Source organism: Aliikangiella maris (genome assembly GCF_040719265.1).
Taxonomy (GTDB): Bacteria; Pseudomonadota; Gammaproteobacteria; order Enterobacterales; family Kangiellaceae; genus Aliikangiella; species Aliikangiella maris.
In genome coordinates, this window is sequence record NZ_JBFDAH010000007.1 from 217003 (window position 1) to 243126 (window position 26124).

The following is a 26124-nucleotide window of genomic DNA, read 5'->3' on the forward strand; positions in this document are numbered from 1 at the left end:
CACAATAAAATTGCAGGCAGAAGAATACAGCCCGAATAAATCAATCGCTGATTCTATCTAATATACTGGCAAGTCGAATTAACTGATTAAAAGTTAAACGAAATAATGCAAAAATGGTCAAACATGATATGCCTGCTCCAGCAAACCCGGCGATTATACCAGAGGCACTACACAAATCGCATATTTTTTGCCTTACCAACTTGGATGTCGCCAACAATTTTTAATAATCTGAACCAAAATAAAGGTTTGCTTGTCAATCAAAGTACAAATTGAAAAACGACAAACTCAAAAACAAGACAAAGCGCAAAACTAAACAAACTGAAAAGCGACATAAACTGAAGCGTTAATAACCTAAATAGCTAGAAACTCGATAACTAGCCTATTTATTCAGTAAAATTTCGTTGCACTAAACCTGACAAGAGGTTTACTGCAACGCTTGATCGAAGGTATTTATGAATCGAATGAGCAAAATAAGTCAATATAGACTGGGATTAATATTGGGTGCCGTTATCAATGTCTCGGCCTGTGTTTCGACAACGACATTTAAAACCGACCATAATCAGTATCAGCTGGCCAATAAGCCCGAATTATCGGACCGTCAGCGAGCAGACCTTTATGAAGCGATTATTGCTGGCGACTTGGCATCATTTAAGCAAGATCACCAATCAGCCATGAGCTATTATTTATACGCCGCTGACATCTCAAGAAATAAGCAACTGATAGAACAAAGTATTGATGCAGCCCAAAGAGCTAACGATGCGCTCGGTCTAGAACAAGCTGCGCTAATTTGGTTGGCAATTGAGCCTCAAAATATTGATGCGCTGACGTTGTTACTTAGCGCACAACTGGCACAACAAAATTTAGCCGATGCAGCAAAGACCACCGATCAACTATTTACGCTAGTCACCTCACCAGAGGAGCGTTATAACCTATTATCAACTTATGTGATCAATCAGGATCCTCGCGCAACTTTCAATTTATTGCGAGATCTTCGCCAAAAATATCCAAACGATGTTGCCGTTAGCAGCATTATCAGTAAGCTCATCATGGGATTAGCCACTCGCAATCAAAATCCAGATAACATGTTAAATCAAGCGCTTACCCGTGCTGAAGAAGCATTATCTATTGATCCATTATTTGAACCGGCAATCCGCTTAAAAACACATATTCTGGTGCAACTCAACCAAGATGACGCTGCCCGATATTATTTGAGTGAGTTGTTTAATAACAATCGCCAATCTCAATCAATCAGTCATATGCTGGGTCAACTACTCTACGATCTGCAAGATCTGGATGCCGCCATTGCACATTATACCGACTGGTTAATGACCCACCCACAAGATACAGAAACCCGTTATTACCTTGCCGCCAGCTATTACGCCAGTGAAGATTATGCCGATAGTTTGCAGCAGTTTGATTTATTGTCTAATACCGATCATGAAGTCAACACGGTTAGTTTTTATGGTGGCGATTCGGCAGCCAGATTAGGTCAGATTGACAAAGCCATTGCTTATTTTAGTCGGGTTAATTCAGGTAAATTTAAAGTCTTGGCAAAAATTCAGTTATCGCAGTTATATGCCATCAAAAAAGACTATACCCGAGCGCGCGAAGTGCTTAACGCCTCCGGTTTTAGTGAAGAGTCAGACATAGCCCAGCTTATTACCGCCGAAGTTGACCTTTTAAAAAAGCACTTTTCAGAAGAACAAGCTAAACAAACCCTCAGCAATGCACTTTTGCAATATCCTGAAAATCTCAATTTAAACCTGAAAAAAATCGATATTTTTAATTTAACAGATAATGCACCAGCGCTGGTTAAACATTTACAACAAGCATTGGCACTCATTCGATCCCCCGCTAAAGTTGATCGGTTTAATCTTGCCGCGGCGGCTTTGCTTAATAATCATGGCCACTACCAACAAGCCGTTGATTGGCTTAACCAGGCTCTAACCAACAAGCCCGAAGATAAAGATTTGCTTTATGCCAGAGCATTATATAAGGAAAACCTCGGATTACATGAGGATATGATTAAAGAATTCAAGCATTTACTGGCTCTATATCCGGACGATATCAATATCAAAAATGCTTTGGGATACACTTTGGCCGATCAAAATAAAGAACTGTCATTGGCACAATCTTTAATCAATGAAGCCATTCAAGCCATGCCGGATAACATTGCGATTATTGATAGCAAAGGTTGGTTGGCTTATCGCATGGGCAACCTAGAGGAAGCTATTGAATATTTAAGCAAAGCATTTAAGCTTTCTCCCAGTGCAGACATTGCAGCACACTTGGGCGAAGTGTTATGGCAATACGGCAAACCCGAACTAGCTAAAAATATTTGGCAGAAAGGTTGGGAAATCGAAAAAGAAAACAGCGTATTACAGAAGACACTGGAGCGATTTAAGATTGAATTTTAATTCCCTAGTAAGCCAAACCGGACTAATGGCTAAAAGCAAGATGCCTGATAGCTCGAACCAATATTGCAGCTTCCAAAAATTAATTCGAAGTGTGCAAGCTTTCAGTCGATTTGGTCAACTTAGCCAATTGGCTCTGTCGGGTTCGTTTAACTCACTAATGGTCGCCGCTCTCATAATGACTTTAGGTGGCTGTCAAACGGCCCCAACAAAAATATCTGGACAAATACCATCGACATTAGCCGATATTCATTATTGGGATCTTAAAGCCAGAGTCGCTATAAAAACGGCAGAAGATAGTGTTACAGCAACACTCGACTGGAAAAAGCGCGCTGATGATTTTAATTTTCATTTATACGGCACCTTCGGCGTAACTTACGCCCAACTTTCGCAACAGGGTTACCAGGCAAAACTTGAACTTCCTGATGATCAAACTTTTTATCATCAAAATGCACAACAATTACTCTATCAATCTTTAGGTTGGGATTTTCCTATTGAAGCACTCAGTTATTGGGTGAAAGGACAACCATCGAATCTGTCAGGTGAATTGGTGACTCGTGATAATTCTGGACAGTTATCGTTAATTTATTTCAATGACTGGCAAGTCTCATTTCAAAATTTTCAGGACTTTCAGGGACAAATATTACCAAAAATTATAAAAGCAACCCATCCGCAAATGTCGATGAAAGTCGTGTTAAAATCCTGGCAGCCACTCCCTGATAATTCGAATTTATCCGAACATTAGCGGACCAGTTAAAATGATTAATTAACAATAGACAAATGACCAAAACACCAAAACGCTGGGCCAGCCCCGCCAAGCTAAATTTGTTCTTGCAGGTAATTGGAAGACGCACCGATGGCTATCACCTGCTGCAAAGTATTTTTCAATTACTTGAATTTGGTGATGAGCTGGAAATACACCCTAATGAATCAGGACAAATCGAATTAGCTTGCAATATTTCGCAATTAGCTACCGCAGATAATCTGGTCGTCAGGGCCGCTAATGCACTCAAACAAACAGCGCTGGCACAAAATGCTTTTAACCAGCCACAAGCACAAGCACGCATAAAAAATCTTGGTGCCTCAATTAAACTCTATAAAAATTTACCTGCTGGTGGAGGATTAGGTGGTGGAAGTTCAAATTGCGCGACGACGTTATTAGCGCTTAATCATCTATGGAAACTTAATTTAGATTACTCATTACTGGCTAAAACAGGACTTTCTCTTGGTGCCGATGTGCCATTTTTTGTACACGGTCAAAATGCGTTTGTTGAGGGAATCGGCGAAAAGTTAACCACAATTTCTTTACCGGAATGTTGGTATCTGGTCATTCAACCTGGTTGTCATATCGCCACAGCAAAAATTTTTTCAAATCCACTATTGACAAGAAATAGTAAAGCCATCAGAATACGCGACCTCAACGCACTGGAGCTGCCTTACCAAGGAGTTAACACTCTACAGGCGGTTGCTTGTCAAGCACATCCAGAAGTTCAGCAGGCGGTTGACTGGCTCAAACAATTCAGTCCAAGCGCGCGAATGACAGGAAGTGGCAGTTGTGTTTTCGCAGCCTTTGACAATGAGCAAGAAGTGCGTAAAATAGCGGCTCAATGTGAGTGGTCACACTTTGTGACAAAGGGGATAAATCTATCACCGGTTCATATTGACCTGCAGACCAAAGTCGGTAAAGCTGACTAGTTGGTTGACAAATTGAGTATGAAATGACTCAAACTACTACAGGGGTATCGCCAAGCGGTAAGGCAACGGGTTTTGATCCCGTCATGCGTTGGTTCGAATCCAGCTACCCCTGCCATTTTCTCTGGATTAACCAAATTTATTTATCGAAACATTATCAATTAAAGTGGTAAATTTGCTGTTATACATATTGGTTAATCACACCTATACTTTTGGTCAGTACCTTTCCAATACATGCGATGCGTATAAATTTATCAAAGCAAGATTGCGCAAGCTAATGTATTATTCGTTTATAAATTTTGTTCAAAGACAGATTGGGGTCTAATTATGTCTGATATGATGCTCTTTAGCGGTAACGCCACACCAGAACTTGCCAAAAAAATCTCTGATGCACTTGATGTCGAGTTAGGAAAAGCCAAGGTAGGTCGTTTTAGCGATGGCGAAGTGGCTATTGAGATTTTAGAAAATGTTCGCGGAATGGATGTTTTTGTTATTCAATCGACCTGCGCCCCAACTAATGAAAGCCTGATGGAACTGGTGGTTATGGCTGATGCACTCAGACGCGCCTCAGCCGGTCGAATTACCGCGGTTGTCCCCTATTTTGGCTATGCCCGACAAGATCGACGAGTACGTAGTGCGCGCGTACCAATTAGTGCAAAAGTGGTTGCCGATATGATGGCTGTTGTTGGCATTAATCGGGTTCTGACAGTTGATTTGCACGCCGACCAGATTCAGGGATTTTTTGATATTCCGGTCGATAACGTTTATGCAACACCGGTATTAATCGAGCACATTCAGCGTACGGCCAGTGGCGACGAAGTTGTCGTTTCACCTGATGTTGGCGGGGTAGTACGCGCCCGAGCAGTAGCCAAACTATTAAATGATGCCGAACTGGCAATTATTGATAAACGCCGACCAGAAGCCAACAAATCAGAAGTGATGAACATTATTGGCGATGTAAGTGGTCGCCACTGCGTAATTTTAGATGATATGGTTGATACCGCAGGCACCCTATGTACTGCAGCTGGAGCACTTAAAGCTAATGGTGCAAAAAGTGTTTCAGCTTATGCCACCCACCCAGTATTGTCAGGCAATGCTATTGATAACATTAATAACTCAGTTTTAGATAAATTGGTAATTACCGATACAATTCCGCTCACCAAAGAAGCTCGAGCTTGTGATCGAATTATTGTACTTTCTCTGGCAGAAATGCTGGCAGAATCGATTCGCCGAGTTAATGAAGAAGAATCTCTCAGCTCAATGTTTATGGGCTAAGTCAGAAAACAGGTTAGAAAGATTATTCTTTAATATACTGGAGTATTAAAATTTAATCTCAATATCTGACAGTTAAGTGATGTTAAGTTTGAATCATATAAATTTAACTCAAACAGGTTTAACTCAATCTAAATCAATAAAAACGCACCCATCGAGTGCGTTTTTTTATTGGCAACCTAAGTATTTTGGGTCTTTTAAACCTTTTAGCCAACCAAACAGCGACAACCTGCCAGTTTAGGTTAGATTATTTAGGTAATAACTTGCAACCAACCTGCCATCTCAATTATAATTCGCCGCCCTTTTTAAAGGGTTTAAAAATGCCTCAAATCCTGATGATTTGAGAGATTGAGCCAAACCTTGAACTGGTCGCGGTCAGGGTTAAAATTTGGAGAACCGTAAAATGAGCGAATCATTTGAATTAAATGTCGAGATTCGAGAAGATATGGGGAAAGGTGCGAGCCGCCGCCTACGTCGTCTTGAAGGTAAAGTTCCTGGTATTATCTATGGTGCAGGAAAAGAACCGCAAACTATCAGCGTTATTCATTCAGAAATTATCAAGCATTTAGAAGAAGAAGCTTTCTATTCTCACGTTTTAACGTTAAATGTTAATGGTACACCTGAAAGCGTTATCTTAAAAGATCTACAGCGTCACCCATACAAGCCAAAAATCAACCATGTTGATTTCTTGCGCATTAAAGCAGGTGAAAAATTACAGACAACTGTTCCACTTCACTTCTTAAATGAAGAAACAGGCCCTGGTGCTAAAGCTGGTGGCGTAATCAATCACACTATCAGTGCTGTTGAAGTCAGTTGTTTACCAAAAGATTTACCTGAATTTATCGAAGTTGATCTGGGTGCACTTGAAATGGATCAAGTTATTCACTTATCTGACCTGCAATTACCTAATGGTGTTGAGCTGGTTGAACTGGCACTGGGCGAAGACCATGACCAGGCAGTGGTAACCATTCATAAAGGTCGTAGTGCAAAGTCTGACGAAGAATCATCTGACGATTCAGCTGAATAAGCTGGACAAACAGGCTACAATATGCGGCCTGTTTGACTTGATTCATCGTACACAATGACCCAAATAAAGTTGATTGTAGGGCTCGGAAATCCGGGCCCTCAATATTCTCAGACCCGCCATAACGCAGGTGCCTGGTATGTAGAAGAACTCGCCAGAACCCACGCCATCCCCCTTCAATTGGAAACCAAATACTTTGGTCACTCTGGCCGGGGAATGATCGACGGTAAAGACTGTCGTCTGTTAATCCCTAATACCTTTATGAACCTGAGTGGAAAGTCAGTTGGCGCAATAGCCACATTTTTTAAAATTTTACCTGATGAAGTACTGGTTGCTCATGATGAACTCGATATGCTGCCAGGCACAGTTAAACTCAAAAATGGTGGTGGGCATGGTGGCCATAATGGGTTAAGAGACATTATTAAATCACTGGCAAACTGCAGAGATTTTTATCGATTACGTATTGGTATTGGTCATCCTGGCCATAAAAGTCAGGTATCAAATTATGTATTGGGCAAAGCCCCTCCCAATGAACAGCGGGCAATAGAAGAAAGCATTGACGAAGCCTTACGATTTACACGCGATATTGTCAGCGGCAATCATGACAAAGTCATGCAAAGTATGCATGCATTTAAGGCTAACTATTAGTAATTATTTTCGGAGAAAACAATGGGAATCAAGTGTGGAATAGTCGGTTTGCCCAATGTTGGTAAATCAACATTATTTAATGCTTTAACCGATGCTGGAATTGATGCTCAAAACTACCCTTTTTGTACTATCGAGCCAAATACTGGTGTTGTCCCAGTGCCTGACCCCCGGCTTGATAAATTGGCCACAATCGTCAACCCAGAGCGTGTTTTAGCAACGACTATGGAATTCGTTGATATCGCAGGTCTAGTTAAGGGGGCATCAAAAGGTGAAGGTCTGGGAAACCAGTTTTTAGCCAATATACGCGAAACCGATGCCATAGCGCACGTGGTTCGTTGCTTTGAAAATGATGATGTCATCCACGTAGAAAATAAAATTGATCCACTCGATGATATTGAAGTCATTAATACCGAACTGGCACTTGCCGATCTCGAATCGGTGGAAAAGCGGATTCAAAAGAATATTCGTGTTGCTAAAAGCGGCGATAAAGAAGCAAAAGCATTACTAGAAATTTTAGAAAAATGTCGTGTACTACTCGAAGACGGCCAGCCTATTCGTTCTGGCGACTGGGATAAAGACGAAGCCCAAGTCATCAAGAGCATGCAATTTATTACCAGCAAACCAACCATGTACATTGCTAACGTCAGTGAAGATGGTTTTAGTGACAATCCACACCTAGATAAAGTAACCGAGTTGGCACAAGCAGAAAATGCCAGTGTTGTTGCCGTGTGCGCCTCAGTTGAATCAGAACTTGCAGGACTTGAAGCAGAAGAACAAGCAGAATTTTTGGCCGAAATGGGACTCGAAGAGCCCGGCTTAAACCGTGTTATTCGCGCAGGCTACGAATTATTGAACCTGCAAACCTACTTTACGGCTGGCGTAAAGGAAGTAAGAGCCTGGACAGTTAAAATTGGCGCAACAGCCCCACAAGCGGCAGGCGTTATCCATACAGACTTTGAAAAAGGATTTATTCGGGCAGAAGTCGTCGGTTATGCAGATTATATTGAATTTAACGGCGAATCAGGCGCAAAAGAAGCAGGCAAATGGCGCCTGGAAGGTAAAGAATACATCGTTAAAGACGGTGATGTTGTTCATTTTCGATTTAATGTATAAGCCGCTTATTTATTGTAAACTAGCTTATCAATAGATTTTATAACCAAATACGTCTGGCCAATCAAAGACCAAGTTCGATCTTAAGACTTGGTCTTTTTTCTTAAGATCTGCTCATAAAGCACAAATCCTGATATTTAGCGGCTTACTTGAAACTATCAATCATTTTATAAGTTAAAATTTTTATTTATTACATTAAATATTCAACTTTCTACAAAATCTATACACTGAGCTTTGCTAAACTTTTATTGTTATAAATTACTCATAACTTATCTTAGTACAACATTCAGTCAGCCAACATATCTTATTGTTTTTAAAAGAAATAACTAACTACTAGCACGTTAAATATATAGGGTTATTTTAGTTTTTAACAGGAAAAGCAACTAATTTTTAAAAGACTGTTGACAAAAGTGTGCTAAATCAGCAAAATACGCGCCTCTTGAATGACATGACTTAGTTATTTCATTCAAGCAGTTAATCGTGGTCCGCAAGCATGGTTAACTTAGTGGCAAGGTAGCTCAGTTGGTTAGAGCACATCACTCATAATGATGGGGTCGGTGGTTCAAATCCACTCCTTGCTACCATTATTCAAAAAGCCCGTTATAACGGGCTTTTTTATTGGCCCTCTTCTAATTGTTTAATTTCTGTTTACTTTAAATTGTTACTTTTAATGCTTTAATCTCATCAATAACCAACATATTTATTATCTCATCCTGAAAACTTGATATTCTTTAGTTAATTTTTACGTTAAAATTCCGAGCTTTCATCATTGATTAAATAATTATATTTACCAAAAATACATAAATAGAAATTAATAATATCTATGCGTTATTCATAGGAATATCAGATCAGAGGAAGTCACTTTGAATAAGATCAAGCAGTTTATATTAGCCATTTTGTTATTCATTCTAGCAAGTGGGATACAATCAAAAAATATAGCACTTCACCCTTACCCCGAATGGATCAACATAACACCAGTAGCTGTAAATAAAACCCAGTCAGAACACCAGTCAAAAGGTGGTGTTAATCACTTACTATTTGAGACCCAAACTCGAGTTCCACAAAAGCAGCCACCTTCTTATTATTCTCGACATATCAAAAGAATTCTCAATCCGACCGGCGTAGAAACTTATTCGCAAATAGAAATTTCATATTCTCCCATTTATCAAAACGTTCAAATTCACAACATCAAAGTTTTACGTGGTGATGTCAGTATTGACAAGTTTACAACGGCGCAAGTCAAAATATTACAACAGGAAAGCGAAGCCAAAAATCTTATCTATAGTGGTTTTGATACACTTAGTATTATTTTGGAAGACATTCAAGTAGGTGATATTTTAGAATATGACTACACAATTATCGGAAGCAACCCTGTTTTTAATAACATTTTTAGCCAGGTGAGCAGTTTACAGTGGAGTGTTCCGGTAGACAACAGACGGTTAAGAATTGTTTGGGAAAAAGAGACACCTCTGATTATAAAACAGCATGGTAACGAATATGCGATTAAACAAACACCGCTAACAAATGGTATTGAATACAAGCTCTCCATTCAAAATACTCAACCACTCAACACAGATAGTAATGCACCGGAATGGTATGATAAATATGATTATATAGAATTCAGTGAATCAAAAAGCTGGAAAGAAATTGTTAACTGGGGAATCCCACTATTTTTAGAAGCAATAAAAATTTCTCCCGAAATAGATGCTTTGGCAAAAAAGATAAAAAATACAGCAAAAACACAAGAAGAACAAATCACACAAGCATTACAATTTGTCCAGCAAACTATTCGCTATTTAGGTATTGAAATAGGCGTAAACTCACATAAGCCCTCTTATGCAGATGAAACTTTAAAGAGAAAATATGGAGACTGTAAAGATAAAACAGTTTTATTTTTAACCATCCTCAAAGCCTTAAAAATAGAAGCGTACCCTGCACTGATAAATACGACATTAGCATCCAAATTAACAGAGCGACTTCCAAGTATGCGTCGATTCGATCATGTAATTGCAAAAGTAATTTTAAATGATAAAATTTATTGGTTCGATCCTACAAGACAATATCAAAACACTCAAATTAACAAAATTTATCAACCCGATTATTCACTAGCTCTAGTTCTTAAAAATTCGACATATGAACTTGAGAAGATGGATATTGATCACCAATCAACTTATAGCCGGATTTTAGAACAGTTTGTTTTACCGGCAGAGGTTGAAGATAAGACTCAGTTTAGTATTACTACAGAAAGTTCTGGCTACAATGCAGAGCTTAATCGGCAAAACCTGGCTTCTAAAGGACTTGCCGACTTAAAAGATTCATACTTTAATTTTTATAAAGACTACTATCCAGGCTTAATAGTAAAAACAGAGTTAACTATTACAGAAGATTCAGAAACATCAAATAGAATCAGCAACGAAAGTTATGAAATTAGTAATTTTTGGGAGAGAGATAACGAAGAAAAAGAGTTTTATGCATGGTTTTATGCCGACAGTATTAATGGATATCTATCTAGCAAACAAACTAAAAACAGAGAAGATCCTCTCGCTATTAGTCATCCTGTAAATATTGAACATATTATTGCTATAAAGTTAGATGATCGAGAGTGGACCTTTGAATCAGAAAATATTGAGGAATCAAACTCATTTTTTGATTACTCAAGAACAATTGAGTTTGATCCAATTAATTTAGAATTGAAATTAATTTTTAATTATCGATCTAAAGTTAGTTTTATTGAGACAGCAGAAATACCTGAATATGATGCGGCTTTAGAAAGAATTAAGGATAATACCACCTATGGCATTTATCGTTCATTTGAAGCGAAAGATTTCATTAACCAAGAGTCAAACAATACTACTCAAAGTGACATAGCTACCGATCAATCGGCGACTGAAGAAACACAAATAAATAATGATATCTTTTATTATTGGCTGGCTATTTCTGCTTATTTTTCTCTAATTATCATTAGTCTAATACTTTGGCGAATTGATCGAAAAAGAAATCCTTTTGAGGGAGAGTTAATCTATTATCCGGTTTCCATTCCCAAATTTATCGTCCTTTCAATATTAACATTTGGCATTTACTGTGCTTATTGGATATACAGAAACTTTAAATATATTAAAACTAAAGAACAAATAACTATGATGCCAATTGCTAGAGGAATATTTCATCAGTTTTGGTACTACTCACTATATAGTTATCTCGTCAATGATAGTGAAAAACGATTTTCAAAAAATCAACTTTTTCCTAGCGCTCTCGCTGTGATATTTGCCATCATCTATTTAATTTTAACTATAATAAGTAGAAAATCTGATTATTTTATTTTCATTCAATTAGTTTTAGTCATGCTATTACTACCACTATTAATTTATATTAATAAACTGAATGAAGCTAAAGCAATAGATTATAATTCAGGTTGGTCTACTCGGCACTTTTTATTGTTTTTATTTTCCTTGCCCATTATCTTTTTTTCAACTGGTGAAAGTTTTGGCTTTTTACCTGCAGATAGCGTTATTTCAGGAGATAAATTGCATTCTCATGATATAGCATTTATGCAGCGGAAAAAAATAATTTTACCAAATGAGAAAATCGAGTATTTTTATAGTGATGCCGTTTTATTTATACGAAATGATGGTAATGGTTATACATCTGATCGGGTGTTTTCGTACTGGTTAGATGAAACAGATCAATTTCTATTCGAAACAGCGCTCTATAACCAAATTGATGATATTGAAGTAACTTGGTCAAAAACCACACAAGAGAATACTATTATCAAAATTATAAGAAACGACGAAAATAATTCTTATTTTTTACTTTTTGTCTCTAGTGAAAATAAAAAAGATAAAGTTTTTGTCGAACAACTAATGAAAAACTGGAAAACAGTTAGTCAATAATTATTTTAGCCAAGTTACTAAAGATATTTAGTAGCTTGGCAAATTTAATAAAGGTTATCATTAAAATTGCCAATTGATACCAAAATGGAAAGCGCTTGCGGTAATTTCAGTTGCACCTATTTTTTCATCGCGCTCTAAAGCGCGTGCTACATGTAAATCAACATTAATTGTTGCTAGATTTCCAGAAACAGATGCGGTTGTGTCTTGAGGTTTCGCAATACCTACGCCCCCATTCCACCAGCGGCAGGCATTAACGTTAAATTCAAGTCCGTACCATAATTAGCCGCAGATATTACACTTGGTAAAAAATTAATAACGAAGATAGCGCTGCATGTTTATTCATATTATTTTGAACCTTTATTAGTGTTGAGAATATTTCGCAGAATTGAATAAAGAAGTTCATGTGAGAATATAGATAGCAAATAGATTGTTTGCTTTTTCCTTATACTATAAAGTCAAAATTATTATTAATTAGTCAGCTCAATATTCTTAGTACTTATAAAAAATTCAATGCATGTATGATATTTGAAGAGATATGTATCAAAATAAATAATTGTTTGTCTTTTTTATGATTAAAAGTAACGGATTTATATTCAGACCAATACGCTAAATAACCCAATAGAATTATTTCTCACCTCTTTTTATCTCTCACACTCACCGAACAACTCATACCAGAGCGATGAATATTAATAACATAAACGCTTTTGGCTATATTTTAACCGCCTCGAGCAGATACTTTCTAATCAACCAGCCTACTAAACACAGAATTTACGAACAAAATTACGCTGTTATCTATTTTGTACAAACAATTGTTGAAAATCTGCAAACTTAAAAATACCGTTTTTGTTATATTTTTTCTCACAGAAACGCAAAAGCAGCTATCCCGTCTTTAAATAGTAAATAAATAAAGAACTCATTATTGTACAAAAGTTATTCCGAACAGAAGTATTAGAATCAAGGAGACGTTCTAGCTAAAGTACAAAATATTCGAGTAGATGGCAGTGGCCGAGTACTTTCGCGTGTATTAATAGATGAACTTAATAAACAAAAACTAATATTTAATGAAAAAATTGCGTTAGAAAAGCGTACTTTAACTATTAAAACAAAAAAATTAAATAATACGATTGTCGCAAACGAACAAGAAATTAGCATTATTACTAACAAACTTACACGACTGAAAAACAATCTGAAATTACATGAAAAGCATTTTACAAATTTAGAAGAACTCGCTAACAAAGGTTTTACGTCTAAACAATACATCCTAGATAAATCAATTCTCATCGAAAATATCAAATCAGATATTCAATTATCTGAACAGCAATTAGTAAATTTACAAAAATCGATTAGTCTGTCTCAATCCGAATTAAGCCGAGCACCGATTGATTCTCAGCAATTAATTTCCGAGTATTCTCAACAACAAATAGAATTAGATAAAAAGATTTTAGAAAACCATAGTATTGAAGATTATTTATTAAAAAGTAGCACCCAAGGTACGGTAACTAATATTCAATATAAAATAGGTCAAACATTAAGACAAAATACGCCTGTTATGGTAATTCTCCCGGCTTCTGCTGAATACCAGGCAGAGCTTTTTGTTCCCTCTCGTTCAATTGGCTTTATAGAACTCAATAAAAAAGTCCTTATTCGGTACGACGCTTTTCCATATCAACGATTTGGTATTTACTCAGGTGCAGTTGCCAATATTGGAAAAACAATATTACTTCCTTCAGAAGTATCGACACCGGTTAACCAGACAGAAGCATTTTATAAAGTTAAGGTTAAACTCGATAAGCAGTTTGTCACAGCTTATGCCAAAGAACTTAATTTGCAAAGTGGCATGTTACTCGATGCAGCGATTATCCTCGAAAATAGAAGCTTTATTGAGTGGTTGCTAGAGCCCATATTTAGTCTTAAGGGGCACCTATGAACGCATTCAATCGGGTGACACAAAAACTAAAATTTGTTGGCTCAACGACACTTTCAATGGTCTATCAATCTGAAGCAGCAGAGTGTGGATTGGCTTGTTTGGTGATGGTCGCAAATTATCAAGGGCATGATATCGACTTACATCATTTGAGACAAAAGTACTCAATTTCATTAAAGGGTGTCAACTTAAACCAATTAATACGAATATCTGAATCATTGGGATTTTCCACCAGAGCCTTAAGACTCGATCTAGACGAACTCAAAGACTTAAATACACCTTGCATTTTACACTGGGATCTCAATCACTTTGTCGTACTTAAAAGTGTTAAAGGTCATGATATATACATTCATGACCCTGCATGTGGAGAAAGAAAATATAAGCTTAGTGAAGTATCAGACAGATTTACCGGTATTGCATTAGAGCTCATTAAAACGAAAGACTTTAGCCAACTCAAAGAAAAATCAAACTTAAAACTGAGTGAGTTCTGGACATGCATCTCCAATTTAAAAAGTGTTCTAGTACAAATTTTTATCTTGTCATTGGTCATTCAGCTATTTTCAATCGCCTCTCCTTTTTATATGCAAATTGCAATTGATAAAGTGACGATAAATAGCGACAGTCAGTTGTTAATGATATTAGCTATTGGATTTTTTGGGCTACTCCTTCTCAATGTGGCCACCAATACGCTACGCAGTTTCATTTTAATACGAATGGGGAATCAACTCAATTTGCAAATAGGTAGTGGCTTGTTTAAGCACTTAACCAGCCTGCCAATTGATTTTTTCGAAAAACGACACCTGGGAGATATTGTTTCTAGATACGCTTCTAGCAATACAATTTATAGTTTTTTAACTGGAGGCGTCATTGAAGTTATTCTTGATGGCATATTAATGGTTTGTATGTTGGCGTTAATGCTGATTTACAGTCCTAAATTAACATTTATTGTAATAACATTCTTGATAGTTTATGGCTTGGTTCGGTTGGTTTCATACAACTTACTCAAGCAAAAAATCGAAGATTCAATTGTAAAAGGCGCCGAAGAATCTTCTCTATTTATGGAAAGCATTCGAGGCGTACAAGCCATCAAGTTATTTGGTAAAGAAGAACAAAGACAAAGATTTTGGCAAAACAAATTTGTTAGCGCACTCAACAGTGACATTGCTGTGAGCAGGTTAAACATCTGGTTCTCCTCTATTAACACGTTAATCTTTGGTCTAGAAAATATTCTTGTTGTTTACTTTGCAATCACGCTAAATATTCAAGGCCTTATTTCGATAGGGATGATATTCGCTTTTATGGCCTACAAAGTAAACTTCACCAGTCGTGTGGGCAGTTTGATTGAAAAATTTATCGAGTATAAATTACTTAACATTCACATTAATCGTTTATCCGACATTATTTTGACTCAGCCTGAATTAAATGAAAGTCAACAAATCAAAAAGAAAGTCAAGGGTGAGGTTGAACTGGTTAATGTGGGATTTAAATATTCTGAAACAGATGACTTTGTATTCCGTAATATCAGCCTAAAAATAGAACAAGGAGAGTCTGTTGCCATCGTGGGTGATTCAGGTTGTGGTAAAACAACCTTGTTAAAAATTATATTAGGCTTAATTAAGCCCACAGAGGGAGAAATCTTTATCGACGGCATCAATATAAAAAAATGGGATAAAAAATCACTCAGAAAGCAATTTGGCACGGTCATGCAGGAAGACTGCTTATTTGCCGGTTCAATAAAGGAAAACATTTCTTTCTTTGATGAAAAAGTTAATTTCAGAAATGTTCAGATAGCGGCGTTTAAGGCTTGCATTTTAAAAGATATTAATGAAATGCCTATGGGGTTTGAGTCGCTTGTTGGAGAAATGGGTAGCACGCTATCTGGCGGACAAAAGCAAAGAATCTATCTTGCCCGCGCACTCTATAAAAAGCCCTCAATGCTTATTATGGATGAAGCGACTTCCCATTTAGATAGTAAAAATGAAAGACTCATTAACAAACAACTAAAAAATCTAAACTTAACCAAAATATTTATTGCGCACCGTAGTGAAACGATTAATAGCGCCAATAAAATTTATTGTATGAACACAAAAAAACAAAGCGTTCTAATTTAAGAACATTAACATAAACCTAAATAAGGAGTTAACTATGAGAACTTTAAACTTAAATGAACTAAATCATGTTGCAGGTGGTAGTATTGGTTCAAACGATGTAACCAACTTAAGTATTAACGGTAACATTGATACGTTTGCGGAATCAGTTTGCGACTCTGGCAGAGTCGACCAGTACAGTCTTTCGGTAGAAGCTAAACTTGATACCAAGTTTTTAAAAGGAGAAATTAAAGGCGAAGTACAAATCAAGTGTAATACCAGTAACACTAAGGATACAAATACAAATACAAACCCAACCTCAACAGACGGCGGGAAGAAAACGGATCAAAAGAAAGGTTAATCGTTTTCGACGTATCGCTTATAAAAAGAGTGACTAGCTCACTCTTTTTCCCCCATTTAAAAAGAGAAATAAAATGAAAATACTTAATAGCAGTGAATGCCAGCTTATTAGTGGCGGCAGTATTAACAGTAAAGATATTACCGATCTAAGCATCGATCAAGAAAGACTCGATTACGCCGAAAAGGTTTGCGACTCGGGGTTAGTTGAATCATACTCTGCGACAATGACTGAAACAACCAGTATATTAGGCTGGGAATTCAAAAGTGGAGATACCTTAAAAGTTGATTGCAATACTAAAAAGGTCTCCAAAGAATCTAAAAAAGAATCTAAACCTCAAGAAGGTAAATAGGTGCTGAGTTATCAGCACCCACTTAAAGATATACTACAATGAAAAAAATACACAATGAAAAAAATACGATGATGATTAGAAATATCATGATCAAATCGCTTAAGCTTGGATTGTTAATCAATTTTTTAAATCAACCAATTCTCGCTGATGGTGCAAAACATGACGCTTCATGCCAACAGGCCATCAAAACTTTTCAGAAAACACTAGACAACCAGTTTATTCAGGCCAACAAAGCAACAGGTCATACTCACTTTAAATCGGGTATTTACTTAAAATACTATATCGAGAATGAAAAGAAAGCCTTTATTTGCTCCAATTTTTCAATAACAGAAAGTGGTAACTATCAATTAAAGCATAATAAAGATTTTGTTATCCTTTACCTAAATGGTGACCAAATTACGCTGACTAGATGATAAAAACACAACCTCTCCTGTTTATACTTCGCAGCTTCGAGTCTATCAATCAATTCAAATTGGCAAAATTTTAACTTTCTTTTCTCACGTTATTAATGTTAGAGTAATATTTATATCTCTAACATTAATAAAAAATTAAAACGATTTAATTGATTTAGGTAATTTAGCTAATAATTATGAAACTTTATCCTTATAGAAATATAAAAACTGAAAATTTAAAAACACTACTTATCGTTACGAGAGCACTAGGAATCTTGGGATATCTTTTAGTGCTAATTTCGGTTGGATTACTTCTCGCCAGTTTTTTTATGGGAGAAGAAACTATCACAAAAGATATTGGTAGCGGTATAAGATTTACTACTAAAACGACTGATTACTCGGGACTTGCAATTATTAGTAGTATTTGGAGTATTGCCAGCGCACTTGGAATCATAGCTATCAGTGGACTATGTGCAGCCGTAGTATCTTGTGAATATCAATATACAAGCACAAATAAAATTTAATACCTAATACTAAGAAACGTAAGTAACATTAGCTTGTCCCATAACCTAACGTAGTGGCTGCATAAAAGTTTAGGTTTTTTCTGCTGTTCCTATGTTTTATTTATTTCTTAAAGCATTCTTTAAAATACTAAGAACGTTAATTGCAGGAAATAATAGCGCTTTCAATTTGTCTTTTTTATCAAGCTTACCAACAGGTACGACCGACATTTTGGCTTTAGTACGTAATCTGTTATTCACCGACATTGCGTCAAGCCAAACTTTGCTTTGTTTAGTCCTAAAAATAATTGACATCGAAATAGAGACATCTTCAGGACCATTTTTAATATAATGTCCCGCTATAAATGGGATATGAAGCGCCTCCCCGGGGCTGAATTGGAATTTATGAGCGCGGTTATCGATACTTTCACTCCAACCAGGTCTTAGCGGACCATAGTCTGCAAAACTTTCTCTAGTTTCAGCAGGAACAACCCCGTCATCAAATTGATCAAACACCGCGACTTGTTTACTTCCTCTAATTTGAAAAAGAAATGTTGAGTATCTATCGATATGAAAGGGAGTAAATGCATTAGGTGAAGCAATAAATAAAAATAACATGGGTTCTATGGCTTTATTGCCTACACCTTTTTCATTCATCACAATTTCAACATCGTGAATAAGATCCTGATAGAGTTCTTTAAATGACGGGTCAACTTCAGGACTTCTCACCATAATGTAGGAATCCGACGTGCGTATATTTTCTATAGTTTCCTCAATTGTCAGGCCATTTTTTTGGTCGATATGAGCACGGTCAAAGTTTGCATTTAAATCATCTAGGCCTTTAGAGTACATCACTTGGCCTTTGGGTAAATTAACCAGCACTTTTGATAAGTTTTCTAATGATAGTGCTGGATGATTTCTCAGCTTGTGGGAAAATTTGAAAGGCTTTTTATCTAGATTTTGAGGGTCTAGATCAGACTCAATAAACTTGTACACAGCTACTCTTCTTGCTCTTTTTATTCGTTATTGTATTCAGATTATATATTATATTGTAATTCCAAACTAGCGATAGAAAATACATTATTAAACTCCCCCAATAGGAGAGAAGCTAGATTATTTGCTATTGATTTTCATAGTTTTTCTTCCATTTGCATGTGAGTTGAGCATATAAATGTGACAATTTGCCACATTCTTTACTCGTGATCGATTCATTAGAATTGCCACCATCCTCATACTACATAGTATGTAATGAACTTATCATCCACAAAATAGATTTATTTCCGTTACCTTAAAATAGTTAACTATTGGAGATTGTATGTATTTACGATGTTTATATACACTGTGTATTTCTTTATTTGTTCTGCAAGGCTGTGGTGGCAATAGCAGTAGTAGCAGCGATAATAATTCAATAGACGATCTAATTGACACGCCCGTAACATTGTCATTTGCTGCTCGAAGCAATCATTTAGATATTAATTGTAATGATGTTTACACGGGTTTTGGACCTGATGAAGAAGCATTTATAGGTATTGGAGATTTACGTTTTTTTGTCAGTAATATTCGTGCATACAATGCCAGCGACGATCTGGTTGCCGTAACTTGGGATAATAATGAATTTCAATATAACCACGAGTCTGGCTCAGTTGCTTTAATCGACTTTTTAGGTGCTGGTTCAAATTTTTGTGAAACTGTTGCTGAAGCAACAGGCAGAACAAATACCGTTATTACCGGTATCAGCAATGGAGAAGTTATTTCTAAAGTGACGTTTGATATTGGTGTACCTCAAGCTTTAATGAAGGCTGTGATTGCTGCTGGCCCGGTTGAAGATGCTCCCTCTCCATTAAATGAATTGAATTGGTCCTGGGCTGGTGGTTATCGTCATTTTGTTATTAATTTTACAATGATGAATAGCAGTAATTCCGCAATTATAAATAACAGCTCAATACATATTGGAAGTACTGATTGTGGTGGTGATTTTTCTGCGGGTATTAATGCACTAACCGATCGCGACGAATGTGGATACTTAAATACCGCACAGGTATCGCTAGAACAGTTTAACCCAGAATCAAATATCATCGTGTTTGATGTGGCGTCAGCGTTGAGTAATATTCGAGCAACTGATCTGGTTAGCGATGTATGGCAAGCACATAACGGTGATGAGACTCTTTGTATCGATGAACGGCGCGATGGAGAGTGGTGTGTTACCGGTCAGAACTTTGGTTTACAGTGCCATTCAGGATTAGCAACCGAAGCCTGTCAGTCCATATTCCCTAACTTTGGCATCGAACTCACTACCGGCGAGTCATCTAGTCAGACAAACTCGGTTTTCTATGCTGAATAATTACTTTTTGACAGTATCAATGTTGGAAAAATACCAGAAAAAATTTTGCTTAAACCAAATGCAAAATATTCTTAGTATTATAGTACTTTGCTCGGTGAGCTACTTAACGGCATGTGATAGCTCATCGGAAACAACGGTTGTCACAAGCAATGAAGAAATCGATTTACGACAGTTGCTAAAAGTACCAGAGCACTTTGCCATTCCACCTATACCTGATTTCAATGTTCCAACACGTGAAAAAATTGAATTAGGTCGACGATTATTTTATGACACGAAACTGTCCGCCAATCAAACACAATCTTGCGCATCCTGTCATAAACAATCGCTAGCTTTTAGTGATGGCAAGGTGACGCCAAAAGGTTCAACAGGTGAGCAGCTCGTGCGCAATAGTCAAGGATTAGCCAATTCAGCTTATCACCCAACACTAACCTGGGCCAATAAAGTTTTTCTTGAAATAGAAGATCAATTACAAGTACCGATAAGAGCAGATGATCCGGTTGAACTTGGTGTGACACCCATTTATGTCGATGAGGTACTAGCAAGATTTAATAACGATAATGTGTATATTGGACTGTTTGCGAATGCCTTTCCTGAAAGTTCAACTGGTGCAACACTTAATAAAATTATTCAGGCACTAGCCACATTTTGTCGCACATTAATCTCTGGTGATAGTCCTTATGATCGTTATTACCAAGGCGATAAAACCGCACTGACCCAGCAGCAGTTACTAGGCTTTCAGCTTTTCAATGGTGAAAAATTTGAATGTTTTCATTGTCACGGTGGCATTAACTTTAGTACTTCCTATCGCGATAATAATAGTAATCTAGGTACGCAAACTTATCCCTTTTTTAACAATGGTTTATACAATCTAAATGGTGACGGTAGTTACCCAACAGACGATCAAGGTCTTTTTGATCAAACATTTAACCCTAACCACCGTGGTTTTTTTCGACCACCTAGCTTGCGTAATGTCGCACTCACTGCACCATATATGCACGATGGCAGCATAGCAACATTGCGCGAAGTGATAGATCATTATTTGCGTGGAGGACGATTGATTGAAAACGGTCCTAATGCTGGTGATGGACGACTTAATCCATTGAAGTCTGGTTTAGTTAGGGGCTTTTCTGCATCTGAAGAAGAGATCGCTGCGGTCATTGCGTTTTTAGAGTCATTGACTGATGAGAATTTTGTTAATAACCCCGATTTTTCCAATCCTTTTTCTGAAAAATAAAATGATTAAAATATTGATATTACTAATTTTGTACAGTTCTTTATTTAGTACTGTTGCATTAGCACATTCCAACATAGAGACACAAAAAGCGAACTATCTAATCGCGAGTACCGCTTTAAGCTATCGATCTGATGAGGTTGCTCTGGAAAATCAAGCTTATCTCATTCCTGGTGCTCTGCTTGGTGGAGAGGCGTTACCATTTAATCAAGGCGCGGGGCTTGATGAGGGACAACTGGCAATGGGGTATGCGACAGCCGATAATTATTATGTTTCTGCTGTGGTAAACGCACATGAGCATAATGGTAGCCATGAAATTGAACTAGAGAAGTTTTGGCTTACCACTCGCTATTTACAAACGGATGTTGCAGATTTTTGGTTGGATATTGGTAAGTTATCTACCCAAACAACTAAAAGTGCAAGCTGGCATACTTCACAAGATCGTTTTGCTGATCCTTCACTGATTAGTGATGTGTTCTGGGGACGCCACTTTAATGATAGCGGAATTCGTTCAGAGTTAAAGTCTGATTATGCTCAACTGGGAATTGAACTCTGGAATGGTGATGCATGGCCAGCATCAAAAAACGAAGGCGCTTATAGTATTTATATAAAAACCCAACCTACTTGGCTTGGAAAAAATGGTGAATTAGGCATATGGGGGATAAAATCTGAAGCAAGTAATCGTTCCGATTTGCGTTACAATCAAGGACATAATCATGGTACGAATATTACTAATATAGCGAGCGAATATACTTTTACTGGTAATACCGAAATGATTGGCTCTTATATTTTTGCTTCGCTGACTCTTGCAGATATTCTATTTCTAAGTGAGTTAGAATGGATTCAGTCGGATAGCACTGGTGTGCTGAGTATTAATAGCCAATCGGCTGTTTATAATAATCAGTATTCTGGTATTCGCTTTTTAATGGGGGCGCAATATAAGTCACATCAGTTTTTTATACAACATGAAGAGTTAACACTTAAAAACCACTTTTATGGCGATATTACAGATAATTTCATTATTGGTGCAAGTTTACTAAATAATGGATTTGAACCCAATAGAACAATTTATGCTTGGCAATGGAAAATAACTTCAGACTTAAATATTAAAACAGAATTTATAAATTTACAGCATGAAAAAAATGATCAAGAAAATAAATATGTCGTAGTTAGTTTAGTTTGGAATCATGCCTTCGAAGTTTTTTAATACGTATACTTCTTCATTGTACATAATTAAACAATACCAACTAATTGATAATTTTTTTAAAGTCCATAAATGGCTGTAGTTGGTTTTCACTTGCCCAAAAGTCAAAAAAAACCTGCTGAAAGCAGGTTTAATAAATTTAATAAAAAAATCTTATTTGGCTGATAAATTATTGGATAGTTGGAAATGACCACAGGTTAGTTTTAGAACCCGATATATGCTCAGTACTGATTAGTAATAGTCTGGTTCCATCACCTGAAATAATCATACCTTTATCACCGCGTAATAATGAACGGTAAGTGCCAATTGAATAGTTTTTCAAAAACACACCGTTAGCATCGTAAACATAGACCGTTTCTTCACCATAATAATTGTCTCTGCCACCGTAAAGTACACCATTGTCGTCAACTTCAACCGATGAAGGATAGGCCCCTCCGGGCAGATCTGTTTCAAATGCCAAACCATTCACTGCGTCATAGGAATACTTGGCAAACTGATAGTGTCCACCTGAAGCGGTATAAATAGAAGAACCATCTTGATTGCTCGCAATATCCTGACCATTTGAAATTGGCGCACTAATTTTATCAGTTTGCTCAATTTGAATAGCTGAATCTGAGTAGTCATAATCAAGCTCAAATCGATACAGGCTACTGCCCGATAAGCCAAACTCGGCGCCATATAATACTTTTTGATTACGGTTTACTGCCATGCCAGGAGAATATGTCAGACCACCAAATGACTGCTCATTAGTCAAAGTTTCTCCAGAAGACAAATCAATAATCATGCCTCCCTCTTCTATTAATAAAAGCGATTTACCATTTGGATAGATCGATTTAAGTCGACTTGGATTTATGAAGTTGGAAGAAAAGTCAACTTTGTTATAGCTAAAGTCAGTTAAATCAAATTGATAAATTGATCGAACTTGATCACTATGAGCAATAAGTTTTTCACCGCGAGCATCAACAACTAACCCAGAAAAAGATTCATTTAAAACCGTCGGGAATGGATTATCCACAACGCCAGTGTGAATATTAATTCGATTTAACTTCTCAGTCGTTTTATCATACACGTAAAGATATGGTCGAATAATATCTTTTGCCATGGCCACATGGGTACCATAATTATCGTTTTCGTTATTAATTAACGCGATATTTCCCTCTTGAGAAGGTTCATCAGACACATAAAGCCCAACATTGATGTAGTCACTGTAAGATTTCTCATCAACTTTAGAATTAATTGTTAATTGGCCAACATAAATACCACTAGCAAGTCCTTGATCGCTAGCGGTAATCTGTATTTGATTAGCAGCAATAAAACTGGCAGTTAGCCAGTCGCTATCGGAATTGATACTGTTAACTGCGGTAGAAACATTAGCATTATCATAAATTTCAACTTGTGAGGTCAGCTTTTTAATGGTTGGATTGGCAATTAGGGCAATACCACGTCGACTTGCGTATATTTTTCTCGGACGAATCTTTAAAGAAATCGGAATAGAAATATTACTTGCGGTATTGATGCCATTAATGATTATCTCTCCAGTATTAATGCCACTTAACTCAGAAAAGTTGGTTATTGAAACTTGCAACTCACTGTTACCATTACCTTCAGTTTGAGAAATTGTTATCCAGTCTTGATTACTTTCAGCGGTCCAGCGAGTACTTTGGTCATACATATTTAATTGAATCACTTGTGGTTCAATTGCCATTTGCTGGTATTCTTTTACTGCAAAATTCAGTGACTCAGTATTCGTAATTAATTGATCTTTTATCACCAAACTAACAGATAAATCTTTGGTGACATAATCACTAGCGTCTGCTTTACCAGTAATGAAACGTAATACGGTTTGATAGTTGCCAGGCGCTAGAAAAGAGGCATCAACATCTATTCTAAATTCGGCAGAAGTGGTTGTTTGTTTCATTGTGGCGACTGACAGCCAGTTGGGTAAAGTCGTATCAGGTGGCGTACCAACAATCACGCCATCGCCGACAAATTTTACAGTGACCGATTGACTTAAGTATTCTTGCGACAGATAGACCGTTTCAAATTTCAATGCAGTTTTGTCGAGTGTCAATGAATAAGAAGACCCGCCTCCACCGCCTCCACCGCCGCAGGCAAGCAAAAGGCTTAAAGCACTACAAACCAGTACGTATGTAACAAATAATTTTAATTGAGAACCCAAATTCATATTAAACCCATAATTTAAAATAAAAGCGAAGACTTTCAGCCCCTCTGCCCTTTTGCAGTTTTTGCTAAATAGCGTTTGTTATATCTATTGTTTTTTATAAATAATTGTTTTTTGTCAATAATTGCTGTCTAAAAATTCGACGGCATATCGTATAACATATTTGAGATATTTCCAATAGTCTATTAGTACGAACCATTACTTTCAGCTAACCTCGCAAAGTTCAATCCCTTTATGTATGTCCACGTCTGTTATTTCATTTAGTTCAATTATTAAATCATATTTGCTATTTTTTTATTCAAATAAATTACGGTTCATCGTCTAAAATCCCCCTAAACATTGGAACAATATTGTTACTTTCGAGGTTTACTAAAATTTAACATTGTAAATAAGCGGTTAAAAATCAACTGCACGGATAAAATTATTTATAGCTTAATTAAACGTTTTTAAAATCAAGCTCATTAAAGTCTAATCCTTTGAAAACTCTAACAGCTCCGTCATGATTAAATTGCTCAATATGTTTTCTAAGAATTGATTCGCCAAAACCTCTTGAACCACTATAAACCAGTAAAATTAAAGCATTGCGATTGATTGCAAGATTATTAAAAGCAATTTCATCCAACACTTTATCCACTTGTTGTAATTCTGCAAAATGATTTCCGCCACCAATGGTACCCAATGCTTGTTCAAACCCAGATTTTTGTAGCCGCTTAGCGGCTAATTGGGCATTGACATAGCCACACCATTTATCATCTATCGCACCATCAATATTAATCAATCGTTTTTCAAACTTATCCAGGTTGATTTTTCTCAGTGCAAGATCGGTACTCCATAAAGACATACCACAGCCAATATCATTACCCACTAATGCCGGATAAATTTTATTTTTTGATAAAAATGCAGCGCCGATCGGATAACCCCGTCCCGGATGAAGATCGGGCATACCAACGGCTTTAATGATACCTTGTAAGTTTGCAGTTTTTTCTAATTGTTGGATCGCTTTACCTTCGATCCAAGTATCTAAATCTGTAACTAAACTGACAGATTCAGACAAATTTTGAATATAATTACCCATTATCCAATTCCCTAAGAATCAGTTTTAAAATAAAGTTATTTGAATTGGCGGGTTTTAATCTACAGACAGTCAACTATCTAAATTAAGCTACTCTAACTTGGCGTTTACGCAAAGCAAAATAAGGAAAAATAATTGAATAGAAATGTTTCGTCACATTTATCGATTGATTCTAAATGTAACAATTACAGAGAATATAACCCGCAAAAGATATTAATTGTATTCATGAAAACCTCCTTTGCAGTTAAATGATGGGTGACAATAAGACAAGAGAGGCGCAGTTTAATGTGAAATAAAAATAAAGACAACCATTTTTTAATTTTTTATACTCTTTTAATCTCGACCTTAAAAAGCTTAATTTCTATTTTTTCAGACCAACGCTTATTTCAACACTTACTCATACTAATTAACTTAAGGTACTTCTTTTTATG

The 26124-nt window shown here is 36.6% G+C and carries 20 protein-coding genes and 2 tRNA genes; 19 read left to right on the forward strand and 3 right to left on the reverse strand.

Annotated features, from left to right (window positions below; translation table 11 throughout):
* Positions 1-461: 461 nt before the first annotated feature.
* The 16 genes from ABVT42_RS08905 to ABVT42_RS08980 all read left to right on the forward strand — a co-directional run bounded on the left by ABVT42_RS08905 (position 462) and on the right by ABVT42_RS08980 (position 17687).
* The gene (locus ABVT42_RS08905; RefSeq protein ID WP_353874426.1) at positions 462-2417 is read left to right on the forward strand and encodes a tetratricopeptide repeat protein; all 1956 of its coding nucleotides are present in this window, start codon (positions 462-464) and stop codon (positions 2415-2417) included.
* 25 nt (positions 2418-2442) lie between these two features.
* Positions 2443-3159, forward strand: a complete 717-nt coding sequence (gene lolB, locus ABVT42_RS08910; RefSeq protein WP_367023675.1) for a lipoprotein insertase outer membrane protein LolB — start codon at positions 2443-2445, stop codon at positions 3157-3159.
* A 35-nt stretch (positions 3160-3194) separates the two neighbouring features.
* Entirely contained in the window at positions 3195-4109 is a 915-nt protein-coding gene (gene ispE / locus ABVT42_RS08915; RefSeq protein WP_353874428.1) for a 4-(cytidine 5'-diphospho)-2-C-methyl-D-erythritol kinase, read from the forward strand.
* A gap of 40 nt (positions 4110-4149) precedes the next feature.
* Positions 4150-4224, forward strand: a tRNA-Gln gene (locus ABVT42_RS08920).
* A 209-nt stretch (positions 4225-4433) separates the two neighbouring features.
* A complete protein-coding gene (locus ABVT42_RS08925) occupies positions 4434-5381 on the forward strand; it encodes a ribose-phosphate pyrophosphokinase (RefSeq protein WP_353874429.1) in 948 nt (315 codons plus the stop codon).
* A gap of 400 nt (positions 5382-5781) precedes the next feature.
* Entirely contained in the window at positions 5782-6405 is a 624-nt protein-coding gene (locus tag ABVT42_RS08930; RefSeq protein ID WP_353874430.1) for a 50S ribosomal protein L25/general stress protein Ctc, read from the forward strand.
* A gap of 54 nt (positions 6406-6459) precedes the next feature.
* The gene (pth, locus tag ABVT42_RS08935; protein WP_353874431.1) at positions 6460-7050 is read left to right on the forward strand and encodes an aminoacyl-tRNA hydrolase; all 591 of its coding nucleotides are present in this window, start codon (positions 6460-6462) and stop codon (positions 7048-7050) included.
* 21 nt (positions 7051-7071) lie between these two features.
* Complete coding sequence (gene ychF, locus ABVT42_RS08940; RefSeq protein WP_353874432.1) at positions 7072-8163, forward strand: redox-regulated ATPase YchF; 1092 nt, start codon at positions 7072-7074, stop codon at positions 8161-8163.
* Positions 8164-8667: 504 nt separating this feature from the next.
* A tRNA-Met gene (locus tag ABVT42_RS08945) sits at positions 8668-8744 on the forward strand.
* A 279-nt stretch (positions 8745-9023) separates the two neighbouring features.
* Positions 9024-12050, forward strand: coding sequence for a DUF3857 domain-containing protein (locus ABVT42_RS08950; RefSeq protein WP_353874433.1), 3027 nt, complete (start codon positions 9024-9026; stop codon positions 12048-12050).
* A gap of 1549 nt (positions 12051-13599) precedes the next feature.
* The gene (locus ABVT42_RS08955) at positions 13600-13977 is read left to right on the forward strand and encodes a hypothetical protein (protein WP_465251058.1); all 378 of its coding nucleotides are present in this window, start codon (positions 13600-13602) and stop codon (positions 13975-13977) included.
* Positions 13974-16085 (forward strand): peptidase domain-containing ABC transporter, encoded by a 2112-nt coding sequence (locus ABVT42_RS08960; protein WP_353874434.1) that lies wholly within the window; start codon positions 13974-13976, stop codon positions 16083-16085. The genes ABVT42_RS08955 and ABVT42_RS08960 overlap by 4 nt, the downstream gene beginning before the upstream one ends.
* Positions 16086-16119: 34 nt before the next feature.
* Entirely contained in the window at positions 16120-16422 is a 303-nt protein-coding gene (locus tag ABVT42_RS08965; protein WP_353874435.1) for a hypothetical protein, read from the forward strand.
* Between the two features lie 73 nt (positions 16423-16495).
* Positions 16496-16771: a hypothetical protein gene (locus ABVT42_RS08970; RefSeq protein ID WP_353874436.1), complete on the forward strand. Its 276-nt coding sequence runs from the start codon at positions 16496-16498 to the stop codon at positions 16769-16771.
* A gap of 38 nt (positions 16772-16809) precedes the next feature.
* Positions 16810-17184, forward strand: a complete 375-nt coding sequence (locus ABVT42_RS08975) for a hypothetical protein (protein WP_353874437.1) — start codon at positions 16810-16812, stop codon at positions 17182-17184.
* A gap of 176 nt (positions 17185-17360) precedes the next feature.
* The gene (locus tag ABVT42_RS08980; RefSeq protein ID WP_353874438.1) at positions 17361-17687 is read left to right on the forward strand and encodes a hypothetical protein; all 327 of its coding nucleotides are present in this window, start codon (positions 17361-17363) and stop codon (positions 17685-17687) included.
* A gap of 96 nt (positions 17688-17783) precedes the next feature.
* Here the strand turns inward: ABVT42_RS08980 and ABVT42_RS08985 are convergent, their stop codons facing one another.
* Positions 17784-18659, reverse strand: a complete 876-nt coding sequence (locus tag ABVT42_RS08985) for a cupin-like domain-containing protein (RefSeq protein WP_367023680.1) — start codon at positions 18657-18659, stop codon at positions 17784-17786.
* A gap of 319 nt (positions 18660-18978) precedes the next feature.
* Here ABVT42_RS08985 and ABVT42_RS08990 point away from each other — a divergent pair, with 319 nt between their 5' ends.
* Genes ABVT42_RS08990 through ABVT42_RS09000 form a run of 3 tightly spaced genes read left to right on the forward strand, consistent with a single transcriptional unit; the run spans position 18979 to position 22442 of the window.
* Positions 18979-20004: an MbnP family copper-binding protein gene (locus tag ABVT42_RS08990; RefSeq protein WP_367023682.1), complete on the forward strand. Its 1026-nt coding sequence runs from the start codon at positions 18979-18981 to the stop codon at positions 20002-20004.
* Positions 20005-20062: 58 nt separating this feature from the next.
* Positions 20063-21238, forward strand: coding sequence for an MbnH family di-heme enzyme (locus ABVT42_RS08995; RefSeq protein ID WP_367023684.1), 1176 nt, complete (start codon positions 20063-20065; stop codon positions 21236-21238).
* 1 nt (position 21239) lies between these two features.
* Positions 21240-22442, forward strand: a complete 1203-nt coding sequence (locus ABVT42_RS09000) for a hypothetical protein (RefSeq protein ID WP_353897753.1) — start codon at positions 21240-21242, stop codon at positions 22440-22442.
* 166 nt (positions 22443-22608) lie between these two features.
* Here the strand turns inward: ABVT42_RS09000 and ABVT42_RS09005 are convergent, their stop codons facing one another.
* Both ABVT42_RS09005 and ABVT42_RS09010 read right to left on the reverse strand, forming a co-directional pair.
* Positions 22609-24624 (reverse strand): BACON domain-containing protein, encoded by a 2016-nt coding sequence (locus ABVT42_RS09005; protein ID WP_353897754.1) that lies wholly within the window; start codon positions 24622-24624, stop codon positions 22609-22611.
* A 433-nt stretch (positions 24625-25057) separates the two neighbouring features.
* Positions 25058-25696 (reverse strand): RtcB family protein, encoded by a 639-nt coding sequence (locus ABVT42_RS09010; RefSeq protein WP_353897755.1) that lies wholly within the window; start codon positions 25694-25696, stop codon positions 25058-25060.
* Between the last annotated feature and the right edge of the window lie 428 nt (positions 25697-26124).

Excerpts from the sequence above, each read along its gene's own strand:
- ABVT42_RS08905 (WP_353874426.1), top strand. The coding sequence starts at position 462 with ATGAGCAAAATAAGTCAATATAGACTGGGATTAATATTGGGTGCCGTT.
- lolB (WP_367023675.1), top strand. The coding sequence starts at position 2,443 with ATGGCTAAAAGCAAGATGCCTGATAGCTCGAACCAATATTGCAGCTTC.
- ispE (WP_353874428.1), top strand. The coding sequence starts at position 3,195 with ATGACCAAAACACCAAAACGCTGGGCCAGCCCCGCCAAGCTAAATTTG.
- ABVT42_RS08925 (WP_353874429.1), top strand. The coding sequence starts at position 4,434 with ATGTCTGATATGATGCTCTTTAGCGGTAACGCCACACCAGAACTTGCC.
- ABVT42_RS08930 (WP_353874430.1), top strand. The coding sequence starts at position 5,782 with ATGAGCGAATCATTTGAATTAAATGTCGAGATTCGAGAAGATATGGGG.
- pth (WP_353874431.1), top strand. The coding sequence starts at position 6,460 with ATGACCCAAATAAAGTTGATTGTAGGGCTCGGAAATCCGGGCCCTCAA.
- ychF (WP_353874432.1), top strand. The coding sequence starts at position 7,072 with ATGGGAATCAAGTGTGGAATAGTCGGTTTGCCCAATGTTGGTAAATCA.
- ABVT42_RS08955 (WP_465251058.1), top strand. The coding sequence starts at position 13,600 with ATGGTAATTCTCCCGGCTTCTGCTGAATACCAGGCAGAGCTTTTTGTT.
- ABVT42_RS08960 (WP_353874434.1), top strand. The coding sequence starts at position 13,974 with ATGAACGCATTCAATCGGGTGACACAAAAACTAAAATTTGTTGGCTCA.
- ABVT42_RS08965 (WP_353874435.1), top strand. The coding sequence starts at position 16,120 with ATGAGAACTTTAAACTTAAATGAACTAAATCATGTTGCAGGTGGTAGT.
- ABVT42_RS08970 (WP_353874436.1), top strand. The coding sequence starts at position 16,496 with ATGAAAATACTTAATAGCAGTGAATGCCAGCTTATTAGTGGCGGCAGT.
- ABVT42_RS08975 (WP_353874437.1), top strand. The coding sequence starts at position 16,810 with ATGAAAAAAATACACAATGAAAAAAATACGATGATGATTAGAAATATC.
- ABVT42_RS08980 (WP_353874438.1), top strand. The coding sequence starts at position 17,361 with ATGAAACTTTATCCTTATAGAAATATAAAAACTGAAAATTTAAAAACA.
- ABVT42_RS08990 (WP_367023682.1), top strand. The coding sequence starts at position 18,979 with ATGTATTTACGATGTTTATATACACTGTGTATTTCTTTATTTGTTCTG.
- ABVT42_RS08995 (WP_367023684.1), top strand. The coding sequence starts at position 20,063 with ATGCAAAATATTCTTAGTATTATAGTACTTTGCTCGGTGAGCTACTTA.
- ABVT42_RS09000 (WP_353897753.1), top strand. The coding sequence starts at position 21,240 with ATGATTAAAATATTGATATTACTAATTTTGTACAGTTCTTTATTTAGT.
- ABVT42_RS09005 (WP_353897754.1), bottom strand. The coding sequence starts at position 24,624 with ATGAATTTGGGTTCTCAATTAAAATTATTTGTTACATACGTACTGGTT.
- ABVT42_RS09010 (WP_353897755.1), bottom strand. The coding sequence starts at position 25,696 with ATGGGTAATTATATTCAAAATTTGTCTGAATCTGTCAGTTTAGTTACA.